At 61.2% G+C, this 25,677-nt stretch carries 28 protein-coding genes and 2 riboswitches; of the genes, 20 read left to right on the top strand and 8 right to left on the bottom strand.

Features of this window, described 5'->3' with window-relative positions:
* Position 1: 1 nt before the first annotated feature.
* From ACWTV3_RS10265 to ACWTV3_RS10250, 4 genes are all read left to right on the top strand, one after another.
* On the top strand, positions 2-235 hold the full coding sequence (locus ACWTV3_RS10265; RefSeq protein WP_498478116.1) for a type II toxin-antitoxin system ParD family antitoxin: 234 nt from the start codon (positions 2-4) through the stop codon (positions 233-235).
* Positions 232-522 (top strand): type II toxin-antitoxin system RelE/ParE family toxin, encoded by a 291-nt coding sequence (locus ACWTV3_RS10260; protein WP_498478115.1) that lies wholly within the window; start codon positions 232-234, stop codon positions 520-522. The genes ACWTV3_RS10265 and ACWTV3_RS10260 overlap by 4 nt, the downstream gene beginning before the upstream one ends.
* 104 nt (positions 523-626) lie before the next feature.
* The gene (locus ACWTV3_RS10255; RefSeq protein ID WP_498478114.1) at positions 627-1,214 is read left to right on the top strand and encodes a GNAT family N-acetyltransferase; all 588 of its coding nucleotides are present in this window, start codon (positions 627-629) and stop codon (positions 1,212-1,214) included.
* 143 nt (positions 1,215-1,357) lie between these two features.
* Positions 1,358-2,032 carry an SDR family NAD(P)-dependent oxidoreductase gene (locus ACWTV3_RS10250; RefSeq protein ID WP_498478113.1) on the top strand — a complete coding sequence of 225 codons (675 nt, stop codon included), beginning with the start codon at positions 1,358-1,360 and terminating at the stop codon, positions 2,030-2,032.
* A 41-nt stretch (positions 2,033-2,073) separates the two neighbouring features.
* Here ACWTV3_RS10250 and ACWTV3_RS10245 read toward each other — a convergent pair whose 3' ends face one another.
* A complete protein-coding gene (locus ACWTV3_RS10245) occupies positions 2,074-2,658 on the bottom strand; it encodes a nitroreductase family protein (protein WP_498478112.1) in 585 nt (194 codons plus the stop codon).
* A 524-nt stretch (positions 2,659-3,182) separates the two neighbouring features.
* On the opposite strand from ACWTV3_RS10245, the gene ACWTV3_RS10240 reads away from it, so the two are divergent.
* From ACWTV3_RS10240 to ACWTV3_RS10210, 7 genes are all read left to right on the top strand, one after another.
* Positions 3,183-4,946 (top strand): hypothetical protein, encoded by a 1,764-nt coding sequence (locus ACWTV3_RS10240; protein ID WP_498478111.1) that lies wholly within the window; start codon positions 3,183-3,185, stop codon positions 4,944-4,946.
* A gap of 66 nt (positions 4,947-5,012) precedes the next feature.
* Positions 5,013-5,372: a zinc ribbon domain-containing protein YjdM gene (locus ACWTV3_RS10235; RefSeq protein ID WP_498478110.1), complete on the top strand. Its 360-nt coding sequence runs from the start codon at positions 5,013-5,015 to the stop codon at positions 5,370-5,372.
* A 90-nt stretch (positions 5,373-5,462) separates the two neighbouring features.
* The gene (locus tag ACWTV3_RS10230; RefSeq protein WP_498478109.1) at positions 5,463-5,855 is read left to right on the top strand and encodes a DUF2510 domain-containing protein; all 393 of its coding nucleotides are present in this window, start codon (positions 5,463-5,465) and stop codon (positions 5,853-5,855) included.
* Between the two features lie 56 nt (positions 5,856-5,911).
* Positions 5,912-6,400, top strand: coding sequence for an SOUL family heme-binding protein (locus tag ACWTV3_RS10225; protein ID WP_498478108.1), 489 nt, complete (start codon positions 5,912-5,914; stop codon positions 6,398-6,400).
* A gap of 73 nt (positions 6,401-6,473) precedes the next feature.
* Complete coding sequence (locus ACWTV3_RS10220; protein ID WP_498478107.1) at positions 6,474-7,457, top strand: Ppx/GppA phosphatase family protein; 984 nt, start codon at positions 6,474-6,476, stop codon at positions 7,455-7,457.
* Between the two features lie 60 nt (positions 7,458-7,517).
* Positions 7,518-7,700, top strand: a complete 183-nt coding sequence (locus ACWTV3_RS10215) for a DUF4177 domain-containing protein (RefSeq protein WP_498478106.1) — start codon at positions 7,518-7,520, stop codon at positions 7,698-7,700.
* A 5-nt stretch (positions 7,701-7,705) separates the two neighbouring features.
* Positions 7,706-8,221: a DUF2165 family protein gene (locus ACWTV3_RS10210; RefSeq protein ID WP_498478105.1), complete on the top strand. Its 516-nt coding sequence runs from the start codon at positions 7,706-7,708 to the stop codon at positions 8,219-8,221.
* Between the two features lie 108 nt (positions 8,222-8,329).
* Here the strand turns inward: ACWTV3_RS10210 and ACWTV3_RS10205 are convergent, their stop codons facing one another.
* On the bottom strand, positions 8,330-9,676 hold the full coding sequence (locus ACWTV3_RS10205) for an MFS transporter (protein ID WP_498478104.1): 1,347 nt from the start codon (positions 9,674-9,676) through the stop codon (positions 8,330-8,332).
* Between the two features lie 288 nt (positions 9,677-9,964).
* Here ACWTV3_RS10205 and ACWTV3_RS10200 point away from each other — a divergent pair, with 288 nt between their 5' ends.
* From ACWTV3_RS10200 to ACWTV3_RS10185, 4 genes are all read left to right on the top strand, one after another.
* The gene (locus ACWTV3_RS10200; RefSeq protein ID WP_498478103.1) at positions 9,965-11,191 is read left to right on the top strand and encodes an iron-containing redox enzyme family protein; all 1,227 of its coding nucleotides are present in this window, start codon (positions 9,965-9,967) and stop codon (positions 11,189-11,191) included.
* Positions 11,188-11,394: a CDGSH iron-sulfur domain-containing protein gene (locus tag ACWTV3_RS10195; RefSeq protein WP_498478102.1), complete on the top strand. Its 207-nt coding sequence runs from the start codon at positions 11,188-11,190 to the stop codon at positions 11,392-11,394. The genes ACWTV3_RS10200 and ACWTV3_RS10195 overlap by 4 nt, the downstream gene beginning before the upstream one ends.
* Positions 11,395-11,414: 20 nt before the next feature.
* Positions 11,415-11,804, top strand: coding sequence for a PPOX class F420-dependent oxidoreductase (locus ACWTV3_RS10190; protein WP_498478101.1), 390 nt, complete (start codon positions 11,415-11,417; stop codon positions 11,802-11,804).
* Between the two features lie 339 nt (positions 11,805-12,143).
* Positions 12,144-13,811 (top strand): VWA domain-containing protein, encoded by a 1,668-nt coding sequence (locus ACWTV3_RS10185; RefSeq protein WP_498478100.1) that lies wholly within the window; start codon positions 12,144-12,146, stop codon positions 13,809-13,811.
* A gap of 93 nt (positions 13,812-13,904) precedes the next feature.
* On the opposite strand, the gene ctlX is transcribed toward ACWTV3_RS10185, so the two are convergent.
* Both ctlX and ocd read right to left on the bottom strand, forming a co-directional pair.
* A complete protein-coding gene (gene ctlX / locus ACWTV3_RS10180; protein WP_498478099.1) occupies positions 13,905-14,897 on the bottom strand; it encodes a citrulline utilization hydrolase CtlX in 993 nt (330 codons plus the stop codon).
* Between the two features lie 6 nt (positions 14,898-14,903).
* Entirely contained in the window at positions 14,904-15,935 is a 1,032-nt protein-coding gene (gene ocd / locus ACWTV3_RS10175) for an ornithine cyclodeaminase (protein WP_498478098.1), read from the bottom strand.
* 131 nt (positions 15,936-16,066) lie between these two features.
* Here ocd and ACWTV3_RS10170 point away from each other — a divergent pair, with 131 nt between their 5' ends.
* The 5 genes from ACWTV3_RS10170 (at position 16,067) to ACWTV3_RS10150 (ending at position 23,285) form a co-directional block, all read left to right on the top strand.
* A complete protein-coding gene (locus ACWTV3_RS10170) occupies positions 16,067-16,498 on the top strand; it encodes an Lrp/AsnC family transcriptional regulator (protein WP_197107398.1) in 432 nt (143 codons plus the stop codon).
* Between the two features lie 54 nt (positions 16,499-16,552).
* Positions 16,553-16,674, top strand: a riboswitch (glycine riboswitch).
* 1 nt (position 16,675) lies between these two features.
* Positions 16,676-16,777, top strand: a riboswitch (glycine riboswitch).
* Between the two features lie 35 nt (positions 16,778-16,812).
* A complete protein-coding gene (gene gcvT, locus ACWTV3_RS10165) occupies positions 16,813-17,970 on the top strand; it encodes a glycine cleavage system aminomethyltransferase GcvT (protein ID WP_498478097.1) in 1,158 nt (385 codons plus the stop codon).
* A gap of 2 nt (positions 17,971-17,972) precedes the next feature.
* Positions 17,973-18,344, top strand: a complete 372-nt coding sequence (gene gcvH / locus ACWTV3_RS10160) for a glycine cleavage system protein GcvH (RefSeq protein WP_498478096.1) — start codon at positions 17,973-17,975, stop codon at positions 18,342-18,344.
* Positions 18,344-21,268 (top strand): aminomethyl-transferring glycine dehydrogenase, encoded by a 2,925-nt coding sequence (gcvP, locus tag ACWTV3_RS10155; protein WP_498478095.1) that lies wholly within the window; start codon positions 18,344-18,346, stop codon positions 21,266-21,268. Before gcvH ends, gcvP begins: the two co-directional genes overlap by 1 nt.
* Positions 21,269-21,524: 256 nt before the next feature.
* The gene (locus ACWTV3_RS10150) at positions 21,525-23,285 is read left to right on the top strand and encodes a VWA domain-containing protein (protein WP_498478094.1); all 1,761 of its coding nucleotides are present in this window, start codon (positions 21,525-21,527) and stop codon (positions 23,283-23,285) included.
* Positions 23,286-23,312: 27 nt separating this feature from the next.
* On the opposite strand, the gene ACWTV3_RS10145 is transcribed toward ACWTV3_RS10150, so the two are convergent.
* The 4 genes from ACWTV3_RS10145 to ACWTV3_RS10130 all read right to left on the bottom strand — a co-directional run bounded on the left by ACWTV3_RS10145 (position 23,313) and on the right by ACWTV3_RS10130 (position 25,524).
* Complete coding sequence (locus tag ACWTV3_RS10145; protein ID WP_498478093.1) at positions 23,313-23,735, bottom strand: VOC family protein; 423 nt, start codon at positions 23,733-23,735, stop codon at positions 23,313-23,315.
* A 33-nt stretch (positions 23,736-23,768) separates the two neighbouring features.
* Entirely contained in the window at positions 23,769-24,260 is a 492-nt protein-coding gene (locus ACWTV3_RS10140) for a GyrI-like domain-containing protein (RefSeq protein WP_498478092.1), read from the bottom strand.
* A gap of 74 nt (positions 24,261-24,334) precedes the next feature.
* Positions 24,335-25,147 carry a CPBP family intramembrane glutamic endopeptidase gene (locus ACWTV3_RS10135; protein WP_498478091.1) on the bottom strand — a complete coding sequence of 271 codons (813 nt, stop codon included), beginning with the start codon at positions 25,145-25,147 and terminating at the stop codon, positions 24,335-24,337.
* Complete coding sequence (locus tag ACWTV3_RS10130) at positions 25,123-25,524, bottom strand: thiol-disulfide oxidoreductase DCC family protein (protein WP_498478090.1); 402 nt, start codon at positions 25,522-25,524, stop codon at positions 25,123-25,125. The genes ACWTV3_RS10135 and ACWTV3_RS10130 overlap by 25 nt, the downstream gene beginning before the upstream one ends.
* Positions 25,525-25,677 lie beyond the last annotated feature (153 nt).

Below are 25,677 nucleotides of genomic sequence, written 5' to 3'. Positions count from 1 at the left end.
CATGGCTCAGAACACTTCAATTAGCTTGGATGACCACTTCGCGGACTTTCTGTCCCGCGAGGTCGAAACCGGACGGTACCGCTCCGCCAGCGAAGTCGTTCGTGCCGCTCTCCGGTTACTGGAAGACCAAGAGGCCCAGATGGCCGCGTTGAGGTCAGCGCTCGTTGCGGGTGAAGACAGTGGCGAGCCGCAGGAATTCGACTTCGACGCCTTCGTTGCCTCGAAGAAGCAGTGACGGGCTATCGCCTCACCCCGGCCGCCCAGCGAGACCTGTCCGCGATCTGGGACTACACGCAGGAGCGCTGGGACGCGACTCAGGCGGAGACCTATGTATTCGAGGTGAGGGCGGCGATCGAGCGAATTGCCGCTGACCCTCAGCGCGGACGCACATGCGATGACATTCGCGAGGGCTACCGTCGCTACAGCATCGGTAGTCACCTGATTTTCTATATCCAAGGATTCGACAGCGTGGACGTGATCCGCATCCTCCACCAGCGGATGGATCCGACGCGGCATGTGTAGGCGTGCCGACTTCTGACCGAGAAGTCGTGTGAGCCTGAACGGGGCGACGAGCCGTTTCGGATAGCGGCCTCCAGCCCGAATGCGCTCGCGCCTAGACTCCGCTTATGGATGATGTCGTTATCGTTCGGGAGGACGACCCGAGGTGTTCTGCGCTTGAGGCAGACGGCTACCGCATCGTAGGTCGATCATGGGGCGCACGTCTGCGCTTCGCGGAGTCACCCGACCTGACAAGACTCGAGCAAGTAGTGGCCAAGGTGCGAGCGACCGGGATCGCGATTCAGGAACTCGACGCCAGTTTTGCGAATGCCGTATTCGAGTTGGAATTAGCCAACAACGCTGACTACCCGTTCACGCCAGCGACGCACCAGAAACTACCGGTAAGGACCGAACTTGAAGGACTGTGGCTGCACGGCAAGCGGGTTTTCGGTGCGCTGGATGACGGTCGGTTGGTCGGGGCGGTGGTGGGGAAGGTCAACGACGGAGTCGGTGACAACGACTTCGCGTCAGTGCTCGCTGACTATCGCGGAAGCGGAGTCGGGGCAGCGATAGCGGCTGCCTCAATCATCGCGTTCGTGAGTGACGGAGTGCGAACTTTCACCGCGGGTGGAGCGGGTGCGAACGACGCAAGTTTAGGTTTAGTTCGATCGATGGGATTCACGGTCGATGAGCAGTGGCGCAGCTACCAACGCTAAGCGCCGAGGCCGACTTATCCCACCCAATGTGGTTAGCCTCCGATTCCCGAAGCAGCCGTCAACGGGTTCGGATCGCTCTCAATAATCGCCACTAGGCTTTTCACACAGCACGGCCCGCCGAACGCTTCAACCGAAGGAACCTCATGCCCGTTATCGCCATCATCGGAGCAGGCCCAGGACTCGGCGCGGCAGTCGCCCGCAGGTTCGGACGCGAAGGCTTCGCTGTCGTCCTGATTTCTAGGGATCAGTCGAAGCTCGACGCTCTCGCCGCTGAGCTCGAGGCCGATGGCGTGACCGCCCGTGGTTTTGCCGCCGACGTGCGCGAGCCTGCCCAGCTGGAAGCTGCTCTCAGCAGTGCCGCGACCGAGCTCGGGCCGATCACGGCCGTGCAGTACAGCCCGCTTCCCTCGCGCGAGTACCTGAAGCCAGTGCTCGACCTGACTCCCGAACTGGCACAAGAAGCGCTCCAGTTCTCTGCCCTCGGCCTCATCCACACCGTACGCACGGTACTGCCCGCGATGCGCGAGGCAGGTCACGGCAGCATCATCCTGATCAACGGCGGCACCTCGGTGAAGTCGCGTGCCGGCTTCGCGGGAACATCGCTCGCCTTCCCTGCCGAAAGTGCGTACGGCGAGATGCTGCACGAGGCGCTCGAAAGCGGGGGGATTCGCGTTCGTCAGCTGGTCATCCCCGGCGGTATCCCGAAGCTTCAGCTGCCCAACGGCATCGACGATGTCGCATCACGCATCTGGGACATCCACGCCGCAGAAGGCGAATTCCGCACCATGCTTATCCCGCTCGAAGACGGCCGCGAATAGCGCGCGGCCGCCGAACTCCGGTGGCCGCGGAACAGCACACGCTAGGCGTTAACCAGCACCGATTCGGCGGCGGCACGACGAGCGCGCGGTGCGGTTTCGCGCTCGCGGATGACATCCGTCATCTCGGCGGGGTCGCCCAGTGTGCCCACAGCCATGACGGTGGTGGGGGTGAAGCGGGGGTCGATCTCGAGGGCTGCGGCCGCGGCATCCGGGTCGAATCCTGACATCTGGTGGCTGAACAGTCCGTGGCTCTGAGCCTGGATCGTGAAGTAGGCAACGGCCTGGCCGAGGTCGTACGACGCCATAGCCTGCTCTCGGCCCTCTGAGTTGTGGTGCTCAGCAACGAACACAATCAGCGCGGATGCGGAGGGGGCCCAGGTCTGGTTGAACTCGATGAGCGAAGAAACAATCGCATCGTGCTGAGCAGTGCCACGACGGGCGATAACTACTCGCCACGGCTGGCTGTTGTAGGCCGAGGGGGCCCAACGAGCAGCTTCGAGAGCGTTCTGCAGCGCCGCCTCATCAAGAGGTGCGGTGGCGTCGAAGTGGCGGGGGCTCCACCGCTCGGCAAGCACATCAAGGATGGGAGAGTCGGTCGCGGCGAGGCGGTCGGCAAGCATGGTCATGGAGAGGGCCTTTCGAATACTGGGCAGTGCGAACCTGCTGTGTCGGTGGGTGCAACAGTGCAGGGGCTGGGCCTATTCCGCTGCGCTGCTAACAGTTCCTTAAGTGAGATGGTCACGCGTGGGCTTACATGCTCTAGATACTGTCCTGTACTCCCTGTCCTTGTCCTTGTCTGCGTATTATCAGCAACTAGGGCAGTTGCTTTCTGTGCACGCAGCGAAACACTTGGGTCTCAAGGGTGGGATGCGACCAGCAAAGCGATGGCCCCGACTGATCACTGACTATCGTGGGATGGAAGAGTTTCGTGAGGCAAAAGAGCGCACTTCGATTTCAACAAATGCCTTGCGAGCGGTGTGGAAGCACGAGAATCCTTTCGACTTCATGCCCTGATTGTGGATACCGCGGGCCAATCGGAGAAGTGAATAGCAACGTAGTCCGGCGCCGAAGCGTTTTGCGCGAGATCAACTCAAGAGCGGCCACCATATGGGCTCCAGATCTGCAGCCACGGCTCGATACCCTCCCAAGCGTGGATGAGATCGTAGAAATTGTGGAGCGAATGATGCGTGGCGTGAAGCTATTCGCGAGAACGGACGGGTCCGACGAAGCAGCGGAGGTTTTAGTAGGCGTCCTCGTTGATCGACGACAATTAGAGTTAAGAGCTATAGGAAGCCGAGTCTTGCGGCCGCATGGGTCAATGACCAAGGCAATGGTTGCGACCCTTGATCGCATCGGGAAACTCTGGCCGGCTTGGGAAAGTGCACTCGCAGCGCCGACGATCCTCGAGGCGCAACGCTTGATGAGCGCCGCCCAGCGCCAAGTAGATGATGCTGGTCTTCTAGTCGGGGAATATGTAGCTGCGCGTGCTGCGGCGGAGGCGTACGAAGACTACTCAGAACCCAGCGAGCTAAACCGCGCACTAAATGCACTATATTCAGCCCACCCTGGTCTCTCGCTACTCGAAATCGGGAGTAAAGGCGCGGCTGAGGCCCAACGACTAGGTATTCCTGTCTCTCTATCATTTGGCGCCGATTTTCTGTCGTTGAAGTTGATTGCTGGCGCCCATTTCGACACTATGCGTTTCGCTCGTGTACTGAAGGAGACCGCGAATTTTTGCCATGACAACGTGAACCTAACGTCGGTGGCTCGATCTCCTGGCGCGCTTGAAGGTCTCGCTAACGTTCAAAGGCACTTGTTGGAATCCTTACGGGCTTTCGAAGCGGTCTTGCAAGCCGAGTCGAACCCGAATTCGTTGATGAAGCGCATCATCGCACTATACGGCGAGATTTTCGAGGATGGAGGCGCGCCGATATTCGCTTGGTATTGCAAGCTTGCAGGATTGAAGCTGATGCCGTATGAGAAGTTGCGAACTCTAAGCGCTACCGAGCTGGCGAAGGCGCTACTAAATTCTGAATTGACGACTGACTGGTTCCTAGGTTCTGCAGCGTATTTACGAAACGCTGCATCTCACGGAAAGTCGAGTTACATAGTGTCGGGCGCAAACGTCGAGTTCTCGCTCGCTTCTTTCAGAGAAACAGTCCCCACAGAGGAGATTCTGGATACGGTTTTCGCATTCTTGGAATCGCTGGCGGCAGTGAGTTGGTCACTTCGGAATGCACTAGAGCAAGCCGGTATTGATGTCCCTATGTCTGAGGCCGATGCCGAGTATGCAGGTTTCGACTCTTTTACGTTAGCGAAGCTCTCGTTGGAACAAAGTGGAGAGACAGTAATGTCCGCCGTGAGAGCGGCGGGTCGATGGGAATTCGAGTTCTCGAGCGGAGATGAAGCCGCGAGCACTATCGCCTTAGGCCTTGCCGCTTCACTCGCAACTCAGGTCGGGGAGGTGCGAATCGTCCGGCATGGATCAAAGGACTTAGCGCTCGCAATACCCCTCGAACGGTACGCGATGTTTGCATCATCGCTCTCGGAGTCTGGGCTCGAGGATGCACTGCCCGAACTTTTGCTCTTGCGCATGGAATCTACGTCAGGTGGAGTATCTTTACTCGGTCGCGAGGATCTTGAGTATGTCATTGCTATCTACGGGCTTCAGTTTCTATTAGCGGACGTGTCCTTTTCTCGGAGGCTGAAATCAGTGAGAGATATCGCGAAGGCGGCCCAGCAGACTAATGCTGTCGAGCTTGTGAATCGAATTTTTGGCGTGTTCCGAGAATCCAAGCCTGAACAGATGCGTGAGATTGCCGCTATCTTGAACGGCTTCGTGAAACGTGGCGCTGTTAAAATTCCAGTCTCGGATAACGTAATAGTCTTTCGTGGGACGCCTCTCGACACCTAACGCGAGCGCCTAGCCCGATCAAGTTGGTCGAATGCCGAACCGCGTTCCCCTAGCCGAAAGTGCCTTATGTCTGACGCCCTGCCTCTCTGCCCGAACTGCTCCAGCGACCTCGCCTATGAAATGGGCTCGCTGTTGGTGTGCCCGATGTGCGCGCACGAGTGGTCGCCGAGTGAAGCGGATGCCGCCGCCGAAGCCGAGCAGAACGCAGCCGTCGTTAAGGACGCGTTCGGCACACCGCTCGCGGATGGCGACACGGTCAGCATCATCAAGGACCTCAAGGTCAAGGGCAGCCCCACGTCGATCAAGGTCGGAACGAAGGTGCGCAACATCCGCCTCGTCGACGGCGTTGGCGACCACGACATCGACTGCAAGGTCGATGGCTTCGGCCAGATGCAGCTCAAGTCGAGCGTCGTCAAAAAGGCCTAAGCAACACGAAGGTTTCTCAACCTCCCTCGCCTGCACCCGGCAGCGGCATAGTATGGCGACGTCCCAAGGTCGAGACGGAATGAGGAACCCGTGGCGCAAGCAAAAGCAGGTTGGTACGACGATGGATCCGGTCGGCAACGTTGGTGGGATGGCCAACTGTGGACAGACAAGTTCCAGGACCCGCAGCCGCAAGAAGGCGGGCTTGGCGGCGTCATCAACCGAATCGAAGCAGAAGCTGTTGCCGGTGCACAGCCTCGACCAGCCGCTACAGGCGCAAGCTACGTAGTGCTGCAGGTCATCCTGAAGGAGAAGCTGTGGGGCACCGGTTCGGGCAACCTTACCGAACTCGAGCGAGCCGTAAACGCCCAAGCGTCGCTCGGCTACCGCCTGCACACCATCACCACCGCCTCATCCGGCAGTAAGGGCCTCGGCGGTGGCGACCGAATTCAGGCAACGATGGTATTTGAGAAGCTCTCGTTCTAGCGGCGGCGCAGAGAAATTTCAGGCGCGCTCAAAGCGCACAGGCGTAGGGTGACGGCATGACCGAAAAGCAGCCGTACACCGTGATTTCCGAGCATGACGGTTACGAAGTGCGGCTGTATCCGGCGCACATTCTGGCGCAGGTCGAGGCGGACGGGTCGTTCTTCGAGGCCGGCAACCAGGGCTTTCGTCCGCTCATCCGCTACATCAGCGCCTCCAACATTTCGATGACAGCGCCGGTTATTCAGGCACCGGGGCAGTCAAAGAAGTACACCGTGAGCTTCGTCATGCCAGCTGGTGCGACGAGCGTTCCCGCGCCGCGCGACGCCACCGTGCGCACTACAGATGTTCCCGAGCAGCGGGTAGCAGCGCGCAGATTCAGCGGCGGTTCCAACGAAGCGAAGTACCAACAGAATGCGGATGCTCTGCTCGCCGCTCTCAACCGCGACTGCGTCGCGCCCCAAAGTGCCGTGTACTTCGCCCGCTATGACCCGCCGTGGAAGCCGGGGTTCTTGAAGCGCAACGAAGCCCTCGTCGTCGTTCGCTAGCCGCGCCGCCCACCCGCCAGTTCGCGCGCGCTCTCCACCCACCAGCCCCGCCCACCGCACTTCAGGAGAACCCATGACTCGCGTCGCCGCCATCGATTGCGGAACCAACTCGATCCGCTTGCTCATCGCCGACTTCGACGGGCACGGCGGCCTCACCGATGTGGTGCGCACGCTCGAAGTCGTGCGCTTGGGGGAGGGCGTCGACCGCACCGGCCAGTTCAGTCAGGGCGCTCTCGATCGCACCCTCGAGGCCGTGCGTCGCTATGCCGAACTGTGCCGCGAGCACGGCGCCGAGCGCATCCGCTTCGTTGCCACCTCCGCCACGCGGGATGCCGCCAACCGTGCCGAGTTCACCGACGCGGTCCTCGCGATTCTTGGCGTGCCGGTCGAAGTAATTCCCGGAACACAAGAAGCCGCGCTGTCATTCCGCGGAGCGCTCACGGCGTTGCCGGCGCCCGACCCCGACGACACAGCCGACCCCGCAACAAACACCGCGCCAAAACCCCAACACCTCGTCGTCGACCTCGGCGGTGGCTCCACAGAACTCGTGATCGGTGGCAACATCCCCGAAGCGGCATATTCGATGGATGTCGGCTGCGTGCGACTGGCCGAACGCAACATCATGAGCGACCCGCCTTCCGAATCTGAGCTCGCCGCCATCCGTAGCGACGTTGGCGCGGCGCTCGACATCGCAACCGCGACTGTCGACCTCTCGCAGGCAACCGAGGTCATCGGAGTCGCGGGCACCGTCACCACCATCACCGCGCACGCCCTCGGCCTCACCAGCTACGACCCAGTCGCGATCAGCGGTAGCCGATTGCCTCTCGCAGTGGTGCTCCGATCGTGCGAAGCGCTCACCCTCATGCCCCGCGCCGAACGCGAAGCGCTGCCGTATATGCACCCCGGTCGCGTCGACGTGATCGCCTCGGGTGCCATCATCTGGGCCACGGTTCTTCAGCGAGTGGCGGATGCCGCGGCTGAAGCCGGTCACCCGCTCGAGTGGGTCACGACCAGCGAGCACGACATCCTCGACGGCGTCGCCCTCTCCCTCGCATAGCTGCCGCTAGAGTGACGGCGAGATCCGCTAACCAACGTGAGCGAACTGTGAAGGTAATTTATGCGTAAATACACATTTGTCAGCGTGCCTACTAGCCGCCGCCGAGAGGGCCACTCACAAGCTGAGGACTATCAGGAGATCATCCGCACTCACGCAGCGGACGGTTGGAAATTCGTCCAGGCGATCTCGTTCGAACACCACGTCGATCCTCGCATCGACCTCGTATTTACACGAAAAGACTAAATTTAATGAAGCACCCTCTTCGCCTTCTTCAGTCTCTCACTCTGTTCTTAGCAGGCACCTTCGGGCTGTTCGTTTTTGCGGGCAACGTGATGGACTACGACTCCAACTTCCAGTTCGTTCGTCACGTGCTCTCAATGGACACCACTTTCGAAGGCAACGAGCTCATGTGGCGGGCAATTGAAAACCCGGTAATTCACCACATCGCCTATATCGGCATCATCATCGCTGAAGGCCTCTTTGCGGCCCTCGGCATGATCGGCGGCGTGAAGCTGTTCCGCCTTCGCGACGCATCCGTTGCTGCGTACGACAGGGCGCGAATTTGGGGTTATGCCGCCTACGGCCTCGGTTTCCTCATCTGGTTCGTCGGTTTCATCATCGTCGGGTCTGAGTGGTTCGCCATGTGGCAGTCGTCGATCTGGAACGGTAAGGACACCGCAATGGGCATCAGTACGCTCTGGGCCGGCTTTGCTGTGCTCCTCGCCATGAACGAGCCCGCTCCGGTTGCCGAGAGCAGCAAGTAACCGCAACTAACTCGGGATCGTCCGGATGCCCGTCGCGCGAGTACTACTCGTCGCGCGACCGGGGTCTGGGCGGTCTTTGCTTATTTCCGCACTGCACGAGGCAAACGTCTAGGTGAGCGCCGAACTGTCAGCGTCGAGGTCAACCCGCGCCGTCTCGGGCCCGAGGAACGCCCCGACGGCAATCAGCACCCCGCCGAGCGCGAGCAACGCGGCCACCGCGCCCTGCTGCCCGAGCACGCTCTGCAGCGACGGCAGGTAGTACGGGTAGAGCGCCGGAATCACGATCGACAGGCTGTACCCGACCCCGTACCCGCTCGCTCGCACGGAGGTGGGGAAACGCTCAACCAAGTACGCTCCAACCGGTCCGTAGGCCGAGACGGTCACGACTTGCAGCACGACCACTCCGAGCACGAGCTGGTCCAGGCCGGGTGCCGCGAAGACCGCGACAAAGGCGAGTGGCCCGGCAGCCGCCGTCAGCACCCCGAATCCCATAAAGAACCGCCGCCGTCCGGTGAACGTCGAGAGATGACCGCACGCCGCCATAGTGAGAGCGGATGCCGCGGTGCCGATCATCATCGCGAATGACAGGGTTCGACCATCCAGAGTCCCGGTCGCACCCAACGCCCCCGCGCCGGAGCCAAGCTGCCCGGCCAGCACCGGAATCGCCATGTTGGTCAGCAGCCACAGCCCGCTCATCATGATGAACACTTGCCAGAGGGCGCGGCGGTGACGGCCGACGAGAATCTCTTTCAGCGGGTTCGCGCGTTGGGCCGGTCGTTGCCACTGCGGCGATTCCTCGACGCGCGCACGGTAGTAGAACAGCATTGTGAACGCGAGCAGCGAGCCCAGAACGAAGAGTGTTCGCCACCCCCACTGGTTATAGGCGGCGGCGTCGAGCACGCTCTGCAGCACAAAGACCATGCCCGCGATCGACGCGTTGGCCCAGGGTGACATCCACATGATGAGACCGCTGACGAGGCCGCGCCGTTCGGGCCGTGACCATTCCATAGCGAGCGGGATCGCGGAGGTGTATTCGCCGCCGAGGAAGATGCCGCCGACAAACCGCAGCAGCAGAATTGCGGCCAGAGTTCCACCTCCGAGCACAGTGTGGTCCGGGACGAGCGCGATCAGCAGCGTCGTGAGGGCAACGCCCAGCAGGGCAACTTTGGTGGTTGCCGTTCGCCCAATGCGATCAGAGATCGATCCGAAAATGGCAGCGCCGATCGGGCGCCCCAGCAGTGTGGCCACGAAGATCAGCCCGGCGTTGCCGACGAGGTTATCCGAGCCAAATAGTTGAGCGGATGCCGGAGCCAGAGCGATGACCGGCAAGAAAATGTCGAACTGGTCGACATAGTTGCCGAAGATGCCGCCGCGCACGGCACGTCGAGTGCCGAGTGGCGGCCTGGATGCGGCAGCGGAGTTCGACGCCGCAAGGAGGGGGCGAGATGGAGACATAGGTCGTTCTTCCTTCGCCGGCATTACCCGGTAGGTTCAACGGTCGAAGCGGCGTCAGCTTCCTCTCAGCCCGTGCTTTCGGACTCCCGTGGGGACGAGCAACAACATAGCATCCGACCCGTGTAGCGGCCGCTCTTGGGCGTTGTCAGTGAGCTTACTGAGAAAAAATTGAGAGTACGGCAATTGCGTTGACCGCGCTCGATCCGGTTGGCAACATAAGTTCACTAACGAAGCTGGCGGGGCAATTCGGGTGCCCTGTCTGAAGTCTTCGTCACGATCGGAGAGGTCATGATGAACCCCACGGAGAACTCTCCCGCCCTCGAGACCACGCCCCACAACGGCTCGGTTACCGAGGCAAACACCACCATGGTTACTGCGAAGTCCAGCGACGGCTCACGACTGTGCGAGAACTGGCACGACGAAGAGATCGAGCCCCGTGGTCCCATCAGCGAACTCCTGCTCGCTGCCTTCGCGAGCCAAGCCGTGCCGCTTACGATTGACGGCCTCGCTGACGCGGTGGTGAGCGCTGTTGCGAGCGGGCGCGACCTGGTTCGCGATGACGATGTACAACTCGCCCTCTATCTTCTTTACGGTCTCTCGTATGGTCGCGTCGTTGACAACAGCGACCAATGGGAGTGGCACCTCGACACTGTTGCCTCTCGACTCGATCTCGAGCGCGCTTTCGAGGCTCAGCTGCGCGAGTTGGTTCCGACGACTGAGCTTCCCAACGCAGCGGCAGAAGATGTCGCGCAAGCGCTTTTCGCTCTCACTGCTCTTGATCCGGATGCCGGGCCAAGCCTCTCGCGCCACGTCGCGAAAAGTCTCACTCACGAGCAAGCGATCGAGTTCATGGTGCAGCGTTCCATCTACACCCTGAAGGAAGCAGACCCACACTCGTGGGCGATCCCGCGGCTGACGGGACGCGCTAAAGCGGCGCTCGTCGAGATCCAAGCTGACGAGTACGGCAATGGTCGCCGGGAGCGGATGCACTCCGAACTGTTTGCGCGCTCGATGCGCGGCATCGGTCTGGACTCTCGGTACGGCACCTACGTCAACTTTGCGCCAGCCATCACGCTTGCCTCGTTCAACATGATCTCGCTCTTCGGAATGAACCGTCGACTGCGCGGTGCGATCGCGGGGCACCTGGCTGCGTTTGAGATGACGTCATCGATTCCCAATGGGCTCTACGCGCGAGGTTTTCGCCGCTTAGGTTTCGACGAGAACGTCACCGAATACTTCGACGAGCATGTTGAAGCGGATGCCGTGCACGAACAAATTGCTGCCCGCGATCTCGCTGGTGGGCTTGCCGAAAGCGAGCCAGCCCTGCTGAGCGAGATCTTCTTCGGAGCACGTGCGTGCCTGTTGATCGACGAGTGGGTGGGCGACCACATCCTCGAATCGTGGGTGGCCGAGAAGTCGTCCCTGCGTAAGCCGTTTCCTTTCGAGGCGGCGCTGGCTGGCCGCGACGAGGGCGCGGCGAGCCCAGCTGATGCTGAGGTGGGGGCAGGCCGATGACAACCTCAGAGAACCACGATGATGTCGAGGTAACGGCGTGCACCAATGGCCCTCTTCTTGTGCGGGGGCAGATCGACCTGCGCTCCGCTGATGGCGAACCGATCGAGCAGTCGCGCAAAACCGTGGCCCTCTGCCGGTGCGGCGTATCAGCGATCAAGCCATTCTGCGATGGCACCCACAAGCTCATCAACTTCAAGGCCTAGCGCCACGGGATAATGGGCGCATGCCCACCGCCGACTTTTCCACGCTCGCCACCGAGACTTATGTCTCCGTCACTACCTTTCGCAAGTCAGGGGAGCCGGTGTCGACCCCGGTGTGGATCGTGGCCGACGGCGATCGTTTGCTCGTCACTACAGCGCCCTCGTCGGGCAAGGTGAAGCGCGTGCGTCACACTTCGCGCGTCGAAGTCACGCCGTGCGACATGCGCGGCAATATTTCCGACGGCGCCGTTGCGGTGCCCGCGACTGCCGCCATCTGCGACGACAAAGCGACGCTGGATGCCATGGATGCCGCTCTGAAGAAAAAGTACGGTGCCAAGTACACGGCTATTCGGCTCGCGCAAAAGGTCCGAGGTGCTGCGGCGCAATCCGTGGCGCTCGAGATTCGACTCTAGAGTCGGAGGCGACGCGCGCTCTGCTGGCGGCATCCACAAACACTCCGTGAGCCTCTCAAGGCGACGGAAGATTATTGCGTACGTGGTGGATTGCGAGCGCTATTTTGGCGACATCGGCAAATTTCGATCTCACAAGTGAGAAATACCTGTGCGCAACCGTTTCGTTGATGCGAAATTGTGTCACTATTGTGTATGCCCCCGAAAGGGGGTCAACTCTTGGTTCCCCCGAAACCGAGTGCACCCGTGATCGATGGAGTCCCCGTGTCCCGACCTCGCCACCGTTCCAGAACGCTCAAATCCTGGCTCATCCGCGCAAGTACCCCTGTCCTAGCAACCCTCTTGACGCTGTCTCTCGCGGGCGGTGGAGCGCTCGTAGCGCTCGCAGCTCAAAACAAACTCGACGATTTTGTCGCGCAAACGTTCGGTTGTCCGAATGCGACCGAACTCGCTGTCGTCACCGACCCTACGATCTCTTCGACCGTGCAAACGGTCGCCAATGCTTTCAATTCTGAGCATGTTGGGCAGTGTCTGTCTGTCACAGTCGTCACGCAGAAGTCTGCTGACACTGCTGCTCTTCTCGCCTCTGGAACGTCGACTGGCGCAGATGCATGGATCCCTGATTCGCCCGTCTGGCTCAACCGCGTAGAAAGCACGGCAACCGCGTTGGGCCGAGAAGTTCCCGCAACGCAAGAGTGGGATTCAATCGCGTCCAGCCCCCTCGTGCTCGCAACACCCGCGGTCAAAGTCGCTGAGTTCGAAGCGGCCGAGGTCGGCTGGGGTGCGATCCTTGCTGGTCGCTACCGCACTTTGCTCCCCGACCCTGAGTCGTCTGCATCGAGCATGATCGCGCTAGCGACCCTCAACGATCTGTCTGCAGAAGGAGACTCTTCAGATTTCGACCAGGTGCTCACCAACCTCGGCCGTTCCATTCCCGACTCCACTAAAGCGGCGTTCACCGAGCTTCAGATTTCGGATTCCCGCATGGTCGCGTTGGCAACGGAACGCGAGATTGTTGAGCACAACGCCTCGAACCCCGATGAGCCGCTCGTGGCGCTCTACCCCGCCGAGGGAACGGTCGCACTCACGTACCCGTTCGTGGTCGTCGACAACTCCACCGTCTCCGAGCTCGAAGCCTCGCGAATGACGGAAGAAGAGCGCGCCGAACTGGCGGATGCCGAAACCGCACGCCTGGCGCTGCTCGAAGAGTTTGCAGACCTCATTCGTGGCTCTTCGCAGGTGCTTAACGCCGAGGGCTTCCGTGACAATGCGGGCGAGGGAGAGATCCTTGCCTCCGGTGTTATCGCGGCTCCGGTCGAGACTCAGAGCGTCGGAGACACCGACGAACTTGTGGGCATTCTGCGCAACTGGAACGCTCTCAACCTGCGTTCGCGCATCCTCGCCGTCGTTGATGTTTCCGGTTCGATGCTTGAGCGTGCCTGGGATGGTCAGCGTCGTATTGAGATGTTCCAGAACTCGGCAGAAGACGCGTTCAGCACGCTCTCTGAGGATGACGAACTCGGCATGTGGCTTTTCTCAAAGGAGCGCGTTGGTACCGAGGACTGGGAAGACGTCGCCGGCATCCGTTCGATGAACGACCCCGAGCATGTCGAGAACCTTCAAGCGATCATCGACTCGCTCCCGTCGCGCATCAATGGCTACACGGGCCTCAACGACACGGTGCTTGCCGCGGTGACTCACGTCCGCGAGGACTACAACCCTGACAAGGTCAACTCAGTGATGCTCATCACTGATGGCCGTAACGAAGATGACAACGGCATCTCTCTTGAGGTGCTGTTGGAAGAACTCACGGCCATGGTCGAGGCGAACCGTGACGAGCCCGTACCCGTAGTGCTCGTCGGAATCGGCCCCGACACCGACGTAGAAGCGATGCGCAAGATCGCCCAAGCGACCGGTGGAACGGCCTACCAAGCAAACAACCCCACCGAGCTCAGCAATGTGATGCTCGAGGCGTTGTCCCAGCGCGACTGCCGCCCGAACTGCAGTTAGCGATACGCCCAGCCCCTGAGTCGCCACCGGTGGCGACTCAGGGTGCTGCGGTCTGCTCTGACGGCGGCGGGACCCGCCGATAGAGCAGACTGGTCAGGCGCCTGCTGCCGGAGCTGTCTCGGCAGAATCGGCAGCAGGAACGCCTGCGGCTACATCAGCCGCCATGCGTGAGCGACGATCCAAGTGGATGCCCGCCACCATGCAGCGAACAGAGCCACCAGCCAACTCGATGGTCGGAATGTCGAGCGGCACAATCTCGCAACTCGCCTCGATGACCGAGCGCTGGGCGAGCGTCAGGCTCTTAAGCGCTCGGCTTGAGAGGGCCAGAATGCGTCCGTTGGCACCCTTGAGTTCGAGAGCGTTGCCAGCGAAGTTCGCAATCTGATCAGCCGTGAGGTCGATGAGAGTGCGTCCTGGTGCTGTTAGTCGTTCAGCCATTTCCATCCGGCGGTCGCCCGAGGAGATCAGGTCGAGCCCGATCATCGCGAAATCGGTGGCGATGCACATCATGACGTTGGTGTGATAGATCGGTACCCCTTGGGTATCGCGCGCTTCGAACATCATCGGCTCGTAGCCAAACGATGCACAGAATCGCTCAAGCGCGAGCGGGTTTGCCCGGTGTGACTCGGCCGCATAGGCAACGCGGTTGGTGTGGTCAATGACCATCGCACCGGTGCCCTCGAGGTAGATGCCGTCGTGCTCCAAGCCGGAGTAGTCGACGACATCCTGCACGCGAAAGTCGTGCTTCAGCATCTCGATCACATCGGGGCGACGCTCCGTGCGACGGTTTGGCGCGTACATCGGGTACACCGCAACACGGCCGCCACTGTGCGTCGAGAACCAGTTATTCGGGAACACGCTGTCGGGGCGTGAGCTCTCCGTGTCCTCGAACACGTGGATGTTCACGCCGACGTTACGCAAAGTCTCGGCCACGTGGGTGGACTCGTCGTACGCAGCGCGAGCAATCTCATCCGGTGTTCGCGTGGGGTCGGTGGACTGGAACGCGTTGTCACCAGCGGTCTGGCTGTTCGGAGTGAACAGGTGCGGGCGAATCAGTACTGCGGCCGAAGGCGCCTGAACGCTCATTGACGGTTACGCAGTGAGCGCGGGAACGCGCGAGACGAGCGAGAACAGGTCCTTGGGGTCAGCCGGGTCTGCAATCAGATCGAGGTCCGTTGCGTATTCGGTGCCGCGGACAGCGTCGAAAACGTACCGCAGGGCAGAGAAGTCTTCGATCGCGAAGCCGACCGAGTCGAAGAGGGTTACCTCGTCATTGGCGGTGCGGCCTGCCGCCGTGCCCGCGAGAACTTCCCACAGTTCGGTGATGGGGGAGTCGGCTTCGAGCTGCTGAATTTCGCCTTCGATGCGAGTCTGTTCGGGGAACTCCACGAACACCGTCGAGTTGCGCACGATGGCCTCTTCGAGTTCTGTCTTGCCCGGGCAGTCGCCGCCAATGGCGTTGAGGTGCATACCGGGTTCGATCATGTCGGCCGTGAGAATCGTCGCGTTCTTCTTGTCAGCGGTGCAGGTGGTGACGATGTCAGCGCCGGCAACAGCATCTGCTGCTGAGGTGGCGCGCACGATGTCGAAACCCAGCGGCTCAACGTTGCGGATGAACTTGTCCATCGCAGCAGGGTCGGTGTCCCACACGCGCAGGCTCGTGATGCCGAGGCCGGCGCGGAAGCCGAGAGCCTGGAATTCAGACTGTGTACCGGTGCCGATGAGCGCGAGAACGCTGGAGTCGGGGCGAGCCAAGGCACGCGCCGCCATGACGGAGGTCGCAGAGGTGCGCAGCGCCGTAAGCAAGGTCATCTCTGAGAAGAAGGTGGGGTAGCCGTTGTCGACGCGGGCAAGCATGCCAAGCGCGGTGACGGTCTGGAACCCCAGCGCGGGGTTCGAAGGGTGGCCGTTGACGTACTTAAAGGCGTACGTTTCGCCATCGCTCGTCGGCATCAATTCGATGACGCCTTCGGGGGAGTGGGCGGCAACGCGAGGTGACTTGTCGAACTGCGGCCACTTGGCGTAGTCCTGTTCGAGGTAGCCCACGATGCCCATGATGATTGGCTCGATGCCGGTGTCGGCGATCCAGCGGCGCATGTTGTTGACGTCTACGTAGTGAACCATGGTCACTCCTTTCGTTGCGGTAATCGTGCTTCCTACGTTACGAATGTGCAGTATGTAGCTACAACTCCCAGTCAACGCTATTTCCGGGCAATAACTAGGCATAATGCGAGGCCCGAATATACACTTTGCATATGTCTGACTTAGATGACCTCGATCGTCGCCTCTTGGCCGCCCTTCGAGCCGATGCGCGCGAGTCAGTGGCGAGCCTCTCGCGTCGCCTCAACGTCACGCGCGCGACCGTTACGAGCCGTATTGATCGGCTCGTGAGCAACGGCACAGTGCTTGGTTTCTCGATTCGTATTAGAGAGGATCGCGACCCTTCCTTTATCCGGGCGATTGCCTTTGTCGAGGTAGAAGGGCGATCGACCGACTCTGTAATCAGCCAGTTGCGTGGCCTGCCGGAGATCCACGAGCTCCACACCACCAATGGCGCCTGGGATCTGGTGGCAGACATCCGTACCGACAGCCTCAGCAACTTCGACCGCGTGCTCGCCCGCATGCGTAATGTCGAGGGCGTGGTGAACAGCGAGACGAGTTTGCTGCTGAGCTCGGCGCTGCTGTAGCGCGCGCATCCGCCCCGCGTTGCTATGCTGGGCTCACAACTGAACATCGGGCCGCAACACGATGCGGGAGAGCCGGTCACCCCGCGTTCGTCAACAGAAGTTGGCAGGCGCGAGACCGGCACCGAAGGAGCAAGCCTCCCCGCCAATCTCTCAGGTTCACGTACCGCACCGCACTGGCCACTCTGGAAAGAGAACCTCGCATCACCCTGAGGTTCCGCCGACGGTGAAAGCTCGCTAGCGTTTAGCGTGTGAAGCTCTCAGGCTCATCACAGAGGGGGAGTTCTATTCACTAGCCCACGCGCCAGGAGAACTCCGTGTCCGATGAATCACCCTCGTTAGCGTCACCCGCTGACTCTTCGCCTGCCTCGGTGAGGTACTCGCCGCTGCACAGCATCCACGAACAACTGGGTGCCGCTTTCACCGACTTTGCCGGTTGGATGATGCCGGTACGGTACAGCTCCGACCTCGCCGAGCACCATGCCGTGCGCACCGCTGCTGGAATCTTCGACATCTCGCACATGGCCGAGATTCACGTTCGCGGCGCTGACGCCGGCGCGTATCTCGACTTCGCTTTGGCGGGAAAGCTTTCGGGTATCGCCCTCGCGCAGGCCAAGTACAGCCTGCTGCTCAACGAGGCCGGCGGCATCATTGATGACCTCGTCACCTACCGCCTCGCCGACGATCACTTCTTGGTTGTGGCTAATGCCGGTAACCGTTTCGCCGCAGCGACGGCGCTCGCCGAACGCGCCGAAGGCTTCGACGTTGCCGTCACCGACGAGAGCGACGACTACGCGCTCATCGCCGTTCAGGGTCCCGTTTCCCGCGCCGTCCTCGAAGCGACTGCCGGGCTTAGCGACTTCGCAACGCCCCTCGACGAACTCAAGTATTACCGCGAAACCGCAGCAACCTTCAACGGCACCGACCTCATCATCGCTCGCACCGGCTACACCGGCGAAGACGGTTTCGAACTGTACATTCACGTGGATGCCGCAGCCGCCCTCTGGGCTGCGCTCACGGTTGCCGGCTCCCCGCTCGGTCTCGTCCCCGCCGGTCTCGCCTGCCGCGACACTCTTCGCCTCGAAGCGGGCATGCCCCTGTACGGTCACGAGCTCATCCTCACGACTTTCCCGGTGCAGGCCGGTCTTGGCCGCGTCGTCGCGCTCAGCAAAGAGGGCGACTTCGTGGGCCGCACTGCAATCGAAGAAGGCCCGGATGCCGGCGCCCGCTTGCTCGTCGGCCTTGCTGCTGAAGGCCGTCGCGCCGGTCGCGCCGACTACCTGCTCTTCCACGGTGACAAAGAAGTCGGCGTCATTACCTCGGGCGCGCTCTCGCCGACCCTGGGCCACCCGATCGCTATGGCGTACGTCGACCCCGACGTGAGCGAGGTCGGCACTGAGCTTCACATCGATGTGCGGGGCAGTCGCATTGCTGCATCCGTTGTTTCCCTACCCTTTTACAAGAGAGAGGCCTGATCATGGCTGAGAAGAGCGAACTGCAGTACACCGCCGAGCACGAGTGGGTGCTGGTTGACGGAAACGTCGCGACCGTGGGAATCACCGATTTCGCCGCGGGCAAGCTCGGCGACATCGTCTTCGTTGACCTTCCCAAGGTGGGCGACACCGTCACCGAGGGCAAGATTGTCGGCGAGATCGAGTCGACCAAGTCCGTGGGCGAACTCTTCGCTCCCGTTGCCGGAACCGTCGTTGAGTCCAACGACGCCGTTGCCGACAGCCCCGAACTCGTCAACAGCGACCCCTTCGGTGAAGGCTGGCTCGTGAAGATCGAATTCTCCGAACTCTCGTCGATGCTCAGCCTCGACGAGTACACCGCACTGACAGGCGAATAATGCCCAACCCTTTCATCAGCGGCACCTTCGCCGACCGTCACATCGGTACGGATGACGCCGCCCAGGCCAGCATGCTCGCTGCGGTGGGCTACGACAGCCTTGAAGCGCTCGTGGATGCCGCGGTTCCGCCGGCCATTCACCAGACTCCGGTCGAGAACTCGTCCATCCCGGCTCCCGCGTCTGAGCGTGAAGCGCTCGCCGAACTGCGCGCGCTCGCTGGCGCGAACAAAGTTCGCCGCAGCATGATCGGTCTCGGCTACTACGACACGATCACCCCGGCGGTAATCAAGCGCAACGTGCTCGAGAACCCGAGCTGGTACACGGCGTACACGCCGTACCAGCCGGAGATCTCGCAGGGTCGCCTTGAGGCGCTCATCAACTTCCAGACGATGGTGGCCGACCTTGCGGGTATGACCACCACGAACGCGTCGATGCTCGACGAGGGCACCGCGGCCGTTGAGGGCATGCTCCTTGCTCGCCGCGCAGCTCGCGTCGAGTCGCCCGTCTTCATCGTGGATGCCGACACTCTTCCGCAGACCAAGGCTCTGCTGGTGAACCGTGCGGAGGCTCTCGGGATTGAGCTTGTCGAGCTCGACCTGGCCACGTTGGGGGCGAACCCTGAGTTGCCGGAGTGCTTCGGCGCGCTCATCCAGTACCCGGGTGCAACCGGTCGCGTGTGGGATTCCAGCGAGGTTATTGCTGCGGTGAAGGCACATGGCGGACTCGCCGTTGTCGCCGCCGACCTGCTCGCCCTCACGATTCTCAAGTCTCCGGGCGAGCTCGGCGCAGACGTTGCGGTGGGCACCACGCAGCGCTTCGGCGTGCCGATGGGCTTCGGCGGCCCGCACGCCGGCTACATGTCGGTGCGCAAGGGACTCGAGCGCCAGTTGCCTGGTCGTCTCGTTGGGGTCTCTCAGGATGCCGCTGGCAACCCCGCCTATCGTCTGTCGTTGCAGGCACGTGAGCAGCACATCCGCCGCGAGAAGGCGACCTCCAACATATGTACTGCTCAGGTGCTGTTGGCTGTCATGGCCTCCATGTACGCCGTGTATCACGGACCGCAGGGGCTCAAGCGCATCGCTCAGCGCATCCACCACGACACCGCCAAGTTCGCTGCGCGCTTGACCGCTGCCGGCTTTACGGTCGAGAACGAGACCTTCTTTGACACCCTGTCGGTAACGAAAAAGGGCCAAGCTCAGGCGATTGCGGCTAAGGCGCTCGAGAGCGACATCCTGCTCTATGTAGTGGATGCTGACACCGTGCGTTTGAGCTTCGACGAAGTATCGACGCAGCCCTATGGCGGAATGCTCGCCGCGCAAGAAGACGATCTCGCCGAGGCCTTTGGGCTTGAGGGTGACTACACGACGCCGCTTGACGACTCCAGCATTCCGGAGGCGCTTAACCGCACGAGTGAATACCTCACGCACCCGGTCTTCAACACGCACCGCTCGGAGACGAGCATGATGCGGTACCTCAAGTACCTCGCCGACAAGGACTACGCGCTCGACCGCGGCATGATTCCGCTGGGCTCGTGCACGATGAAGTTGAACGCTGCGACCGAGATGGAAGCGGTGAGCTGGCCGGAATTTGCGGGCATCCACCCGTTCGCGCCTGCCGAAGACGTTGCGGGTTACCTCGTCATGATTTCGCACCTCGAATCGTGGCTCACCGAAGTTACCGGGTACGACACCGCGTCATTGCAGCCGAACGCTGGCAGCCAGGGTGAACTTGCCGGGCTGCTCGCTATTCGCGGCTACCACCGCGCCAATGGCAACCCGGAACGCACTATCTGCCTCATCCCGTCGAGCGCACACGGCACGAACGCCGCCAGCGCCATGCTCGCCGGAATGCGCGTTGTTGTGGTTGCCTGTGATGATCTTGGCAACGTTGACCTCGATGACTTGCGCGCCAAAATCGCCGAGCACGCGAGCGAAATCGCGGCCCTGATGATCACCTACCCCTCGACCCACGGCGTCTACGAGCACGAAGTGCGTGAAATCACGCAGGCCGTGCACGATGCGGGCGGTCAGGTCTACGTTGACGGCGCCAACCTCAACGCCCTGCTCGGTTACGCGCGGTTCGGTGACTTTGGCGGCGACGTCAGTCACCTCAACCTGCACAAGACCTTCTGCATCCCTCACGGTGGTGGCGGCCCCGGTGTTGGTCCGGTTGTTGCGAAAGCGCACTTGGCTAAGTTCTTGCCCGGGCATCCCATGGCTCAGAGCCAGCATCATCCCGCATTCGACATGCAGACCGGTGCTGCCGGTCCGTATGTTCACGCCGGGGGAGCCGTTAGTGCTGCACCGTACGGTAGCCCGAGCATTCTGCCCATCACGTGGGCGTACGTGCGCATGATGGGCTCGGCCGGCCTCAAGGCGGCAACCGGTGCCGCTGTGCTCTCGGCCAACTACATCGCGGTTCGACTGCGTGAGCACTTCCCGGTGCTCTACGCGGGAGACAACGGTCTGGTTGCTCACGAGTGCATTCTCGATCTGCGTCCGCTCAAGGAGGCGACCGGCATCGACAACAATGATGTCGCCAAGCGCCTCATTGACTACGGTTTCCACGCGCCGACGATGTCGTTCCCGGTCTCGGGCACACTCATGGTTGAGCCCACGGAGAGCGAAGACCTCGCCGAGCTTGATCGCTTCATCGACGCGATGATTGCCATCAAGAAAGAGGCGGATGCCGTGGCCGCCGGAACGTGGCCTGCCGACGACAACCCGCTCATCAATGCTCCGCACACGGCACATTCGGTGATCGCGGGCGACTGGGATCACGCGTACTCCCGCGAGCAAGCGGTATACCCGTTATCGACGCTCGTTTCGGGCAAGTACTGGCCACCGGTTAGACGCGTCGACAACGCGTATGGCGACCGCAACTTGGTCTGCTCGTGCCCGCCTATTGAAGCTTTTGCTCAGTAACGCAGGAAGTCGAGCCCGCTAGCTTTCTGGCGGAAAATGGCGCGTGCGGAGTCGATCCAGTTCGACTCTGCACGCGCCATTTCTCTGTCCCCCGAATGTGGGACACCAGTGTTCTACTGAGTTCTCTGTTTGATTGCTCAACTTTTCACTATTATCGCTGGATATTGCTGTGCCAGTTGTTGTAATGTGCGTCTGGTGTAAGGCGAGTGGTCGACCCGACGACCCCAAATCGCTACTGCACCGACTGGAGACCTTCGTGACGACTCGACGGCATCGACACCGTAAGTCCTTCTGGCAACGGTGGAAGAAGCGCTGGTGGCTTGTGCCGATTGCCCTCGTTTCCATCGCATCGCTCGCCCTTGCCGGTATCCAATTCGGTGCCATTGGTTGGATCACGAACGCGGTTACGCCACTCGCCGGGGGCTGCTCCGACATCCGCCCCGTCGTTATCGCCGCCGACCCGTCGATCGCTCCTACCCTTGCCGCTGTCGCTGCTGACTTCGATGAGGCCGACGGCAACTGCACCAAAACCGAGGTGCGCTCGTTGCTCTCGGCCGATACCGCCGCTCTCTTTGCCTCGGGTGCCTCAGGAGATGTCGATGCTTGGGTTCCTGATTCCGCCGCCTGGCTCGACCGCGTGGAATCGATGGCCTCCTCGCTTGGCCGCACCGCGCCGCAGCTAGAAATCACTGATTACGTCGCCAGCACTCCCGTGGTTCTTGCCACCACTGCGTCGCAAGTCTCCAAGCTCGGCGACGAACCGCTGTCGTGGTCGTCGCTGCTCTCCGGCACAGTGTCGACTCTGTTGCCCGACCCGGAAGCGTCAACGGCAAGCCTCGCCGGTCTGGCTCAAATTCAGTCGGTGTCGTCGGCAGAAGACCCGCGTCAATTTGCTGGCGCAATGATCGCGATCGGTAACACGATTCCGCAGTCGACAGAAGAGGCCTTCACGCTCGCCTCGGAGGCAACGCTTCCGACTGTTGTGATTACTACCGAGCGCGAGGTGGCCGCCTACAACACGTCAACGCCGTCCTCGCCAGTGATTGCAATCTACCCCTCTGATGGAACCGTCGAACTGACCTATCCGTTCGTCGAAGTTGGTGGCAGCGGCAGCGACAGCGAGACTGGTGCTGACGCGACCGGCGCCAGCAGCACTGGTGCCGCAGCAGCAACCGCAAGCGAGAACACCGCGGCCGATGCCCCGAGTTCGGTGCTGGCAGCTCTTGCCGCCGCCACCCGTTCGTCGGGCGAGCTGCTCGCCGGTGAAGGTTTCCGCGATGCCGATGGCGGTGGCGCCTTGCGCGTCGCCGGCGTTCCCGAGACTGCGACGGAAGCGAAGCCTACGGCGGATGCCGCCGTGCAGATTGAGATCCTGCGGTCATGGAGTGTGCTCACGCTTCGTTCGCGCCTTCTCGTCGTGATTGACGTGTCGGGATCGATGCTCGAGCCCGCCAACAATGGCTTGCGCCGTATCGATGTGTTCCAGCTCGCCGCGAGCGAGGCGTTGTCGAAGTTCTCGGGCGAAGCCGAGCTCGGCGTCTGGGCTTTCTCGCAAAACCGCGTGGGGACTCAGGACTGGGAAGACCTTTCGCCCATCGCACCTCTCTCTGACCCGGCGCACGTTGCCCAGATCAACGGTGTTGTGGCGTCATTGCCCGATCGGATTTATGGCTACACAGGCCTCTACGACACGATTCTGGCCGCGGTACAGCGAGTCAAGGAGGACTACGACCCGTCGAAGATCAACTCGGTGCTCCTGATCACCGATGGCTATAACGAAGACGACAACGGCATTAGCCTCGACGAACTCTTGAAAAACCTGAAGGCGCTCGAAGATCCGACGCAGCCCGTTCCTGTCATCCTCATCGGGTTCGGTCCTGACACCGACCTCGAGTCAATGACCGAAATCGCGCAGTCAACGGGTGGGGCTGCTTACTCGGCAACCGTTCCCGAAGACCTGGGCAAGGTGCTTGTGGATGCTCTGAGTCAGCGTTCCTGCCGTCCGAACTGCACTTAGGCCGGCGGTTGGTAGAGCAGAACCGTGTTACCGCGTTTCGTCGTCGTCGCTGATGCTGACCATCCAGGTCACGGAGTAGCGGTCGACAACCATGCCGAAAAGACCACCCCACTCGGCGGTCTCGAGTGGCATGATGGCGGTGCCACCGTCGCACAGCTTCTCCCAGAAGCCTTCCATTTCGGCTTTCTCGCTGAGATAGCCCCCGATAGAAATCGACATCGAGCCGCCGGGCGTGTACTCCATCGACTTCGGGGTGTCTGACACCATGAGGGTAATGCCAGCGGGGGAGTCCAGCTGCCCGTGCATCACGAGGTTCTGTTCGTCAGGATCTTCGCTGGCGTTGAACTCCGCAAAAGTGTTGATTGCGGTGGTGCCGCCAAACACTGATTGGTAGTAGCCAAGCGCTTCCCGCGCATTGTCTCTGAAGCTGAGATACGGATTGGACTTCATCGTCTTTCCTTAGGGTGAGGGAGCGCGGGCGAGTCAGTCCGCGCGGCGTTCCGTGCTGGCGAGCACGACGGGAAATTCAAGTCTGGTGAGCAGTTCGTCTGGCGCAACCTCTTCAGGGCTGTTGAGGTAAATCTCGCGGGGCGGTCCAGCGTAGGTGTGTCCATTCGCTGAGAACCACTCAAACACAGCATCGTACGATCCCTTGAGCCCGCTGTAAGCACCGTGGTGGGTGAGCGTGGCTACCGTGCCGCCTGGCAGTTCGTGAGACCGCAGAACAGGGTGCTCGGTGAAAGCATCGGCGATACCCACACACACCTCGCAGTTCCACGGTCGATCATGATGCATCTCGTCTGTGTAAACAGCCATCACGGGCCCTGAAATGTTAATGGCTGCTTTCGCCGTCTCGCGTTGGAGGGTGCCAATCGCGGCGCTCATGTCCTGCGGCAGGTGTGCGAGCGTGGTGGAGAAGTCCACACCGGCTACGAGCTTCGATGCGACCGTTTCGACTGTGATTTCCAGAGCCATGCGACACACTTTACGCCTGGCGCACGGCTGAAGGTAGGGGGTGTAGAAACTCCCGGCTCACGGTTTCCGCGGTTCTAGTTGCTCTCGCCGCTCACGCCAAACACTGCAGGAAACGCTCCCACTGCCCAGCCATAACCGACAAAGATCGCGGCATCGATGATCGTGTGCGCGATCACGAGGGGCAGCACGCGACGGTAGCGGGTGTAGAGCCAGCCGAAGAGGAGCCCCATGGCGACATTGCCGATAAACGCACCGATGCCCTGGTACAGGTGATAGGTGCCGCGGAGGATCGCGGTTGACACGATGATCTGCCAGCGACCCCAGCCGAGATCGCCGAGCCGTGCGTAGAGATACCCGATCACGATCACTTCTTCGGTGATGCCCGCACGCAACGCGGAAAGTAACAACACCGGTACCGTCCACCAGTACTGATCGAGAGCGGCGGGAACCACGTTCACGGTGAGCCCGAGTGCCCGGCCGCCGAGGTAGACGGCGATGCCGGGAATGCCAATGATCAGGGCGAGCGCGAGACCGCTCAGCCCGTCACGTGCGGGCCGAGTGAAGTCGATTCCTAAGCGAGACAGCCGCGGCTTCTGTGCGTTCCACAGTAGAAATGCCACGAGAACGACCGGGGCCAGATCGAAGGTGATTCCGAGCACTTGGTAGATCAGGTCAAAGTTGGGCCGAGTGCTCAGGGAGGAATTCAGGGTCGCTGTTTGCTGCGAAAGCGACTCGGTGCGAGTAAGTCGATTGGTGATCGACACAATCGAATAAATGGCGGATGCTCCGAGCGAGAGCGCAAGAACGATCGAAATTTCGCTCCAGATTCTGCCTCGTGAGGGTAGAACCGCTGATGCTGAGCTCACGCGGTCGGGCGCATGGCGCATGCCGGAGTGCCGCCGGGGAGGCGGTGGCGGAATCGCGCAACGAAGCGGTAGCCGAGTGCGGCGATGGTGTTGAACGGCTCGGTCGCAATCAGATGCCCGAGGAAGCGCCATCCGAAGTTCGGTTGGCTTCTCAAGATCAACGAAAAGGCCAGGTGGCCCGCAAATTGTCGAGTGGGAGTCACGAACCACGCCGCTTTATCGACATCGTCTTGAGTGAGTGCGTAGTCGTCAAGATCGATCCACTGCCACGGAGTTGTGGCGGGAAACGTGGGGAGCAATGCCTCAAGGCGATTGACCCAGAGCGTGCAAAAAGCACAGTCACCATCGAAGATGAGAACAGTGTCTGAGGGGCTTAAAGTCGAGCTCGATTGCGACATGCCTCGATGTTAACTCACCACGCTGAGTGCGAGTCGCGAGGAGATTGCGCATTATTTCTGTGAAAGTCACCCGATGTGCGCGGGTAATGTGCAAAGTCTGCACATAATCTTCACGAGCGTTACCGCTGTGTAACGTTTGGCTTTACAGTTTTG

The organism is Salinibacterium sp. AL4.1 (assembly GCF_059767305.1).
The sequence above is the reverse complement of the archived record's forward strand: the minus strand, read 5'-3'. Positions and strand labels throughout refer to the sequence as shown.

Excerpts from the sequence above, each read along its gene's own strand:
- gcvP (WP_498478095.1), top strand. The coding sequence starts at position 18,344 with ATGCCCAACCCTTTCATCAGCGGCACCTTCGCCGACCGTCACATCGGT.
- ACWTV3_RS10170 (WP_197107398.1), top strand. The coding sequence starts at position 16,067 with ATGTCTGACTTAGATGACCTCGATCGTCGCCTCTTGGCCGCCCTTCGA.
- ACWTV3_RS10145 (WP_498478093.1), bottom strand. The coding sequence starts at position 23,735 with ATGAAGTCCAATCCGTATCTCAGCTTCAGAGACAATGCGCGGGAAGCG.
- ACWTV3_RS10210 (WP_498478105.1), top strand. The coding sequence starts at position 7,706 with ATGAAGCACCCTCTTCGCCTTCTTCAGTCTCTCACTCTGTTCTTAGCA.
- gcvH (WP_498478096.1), top strand. The coding sequence starts at position 17,973 with ATGGCTGAGAAGAGCGAACTGCAGTACACCGCCGAGCACGAGTGGGTG.
- ACWTV3_RS10190 (WP_498478101.1), top strand. The coding sequence starts at position 11,415 with ATGCCCACCGCCGACTTTTCCACGCTCGCCACCGAGACTTATGTCTCC.
- ACWTV3_RS10130 (WP_498478090.1), bottom strand. The coding sequence starts at position 25,524 with ATGTCGCAATCGAGCTCGACTTTAAGCCCCTCAGACACTGTTCTCATC.
- ocd (WP_498478098.1), bottom strand. The coding sequence starts at position 15,935 with ATGGTTCACTACGTAGACGTCAACAACATGCGCCGCTGGATCGCCGAC.
- ACWTV3_RS10225 (WP_498478108.1), top strand. The coding sequence starts at position 5,912 with ATGACCGAAAAGCAGCCGTACACCGTGATTTCCGAGCATGACGGTTAC.
- ctlX (WP_498478099.1), bottom strand. The coding sequence starts at position 14,897 with ATGAGCGTTCAGGCGCCTTCGGCCGCAGTACTGATTCGCCCGCACCTG.
- ACWTV3_RS10265 (WP_498478116.1), top strand. The coding sequence starts at position 2 with ATGGCTCAGAACACTTCAATTAGCTTGGATGACCACTTCGCGGACTTT.
- ACWTV3_RS10220 (WP_498478107.1), top strand. The coding sequence starts at position 6,474 with ATGACTCGCGTCGCCGCCATCGATTGCGGAACCAACTCGATCCGCTTG.
- ACWTV3_RS10195 (WP_498478102.1), top strand. The coding sequence starts at position 11,188 with ATGACAACCTCAGAGAACCACGATGATGTCGAGGTAACGGCGTGCACC.
- ACWTV3_RS10200 (WP_498478103.1), top strand. The coding sequence starts at position 9,965 with ATGATGAACCCCACGGAGAACTCTCCCGCCCTCGAGACCACGCCCCAC.
- ACWTV3_RS10255 (WP_498478114.1), top strand. The coding sequence starts at position 627 with ATGGATGATGTCGTTATCGTTCGGGAGGACGACCCGAGGTGTTCTGCG.
- ACWTV3_RS10245 (WP_498478112.1), bottom strand. The coding sequence starts at position 2,658 with ATGACCATGCTTGCCGACCGCCTCGCCGCGACCGACTCTCCCATCCTT.
- ACWTV3_RS10140 (WP_498478092.1), bottom strand. The coding sequence starts at position 24,260 with ATGGCTCTGGAAATCACAGTCGAAACGGTCGCATCGAAGCTCGTAGCC.
- ACWTV3_RS10235 (WP_498478110.1), top strand. The coding sequence starts at position 5,013 with ATGTCTGACGCCCTGCCTCTCTGCCCGAACTGCTCCAGCGACCTCGCC.
- ACWTV3_RS10215 (WP_498478106.1), top strand. The coding sequence starts at position 7,518 with ATGCGTAAATACACATTTGTCAGCGTGCCTACTAGCCGCCGCCGAGAG.
- ACWTV3_RS10205 (WP_498478104.1), bottom strand. The coding sequence starts at position 9,676 with ATGTCTCCATCTCGCCCCCTCCTTGCGGCGTCGAACTCCGCTGCCGCA.
- ACWTV3_RS10135 (WP_498478091.1), bottom strand. The coding sequence starts at position 25,147 with ATGCGCCATGCGCCCGACCGCGTGAGCTCAGCATCAGCGGTTCTACCC.
- ACWTV3_RS10250 (WP_498478113.1), top strand. The coding sequence starts at position 1,358 with ATGCCCGTTATCGCCATCATCGGAGCAGGCCCAGGACTCGGCGCGGCA.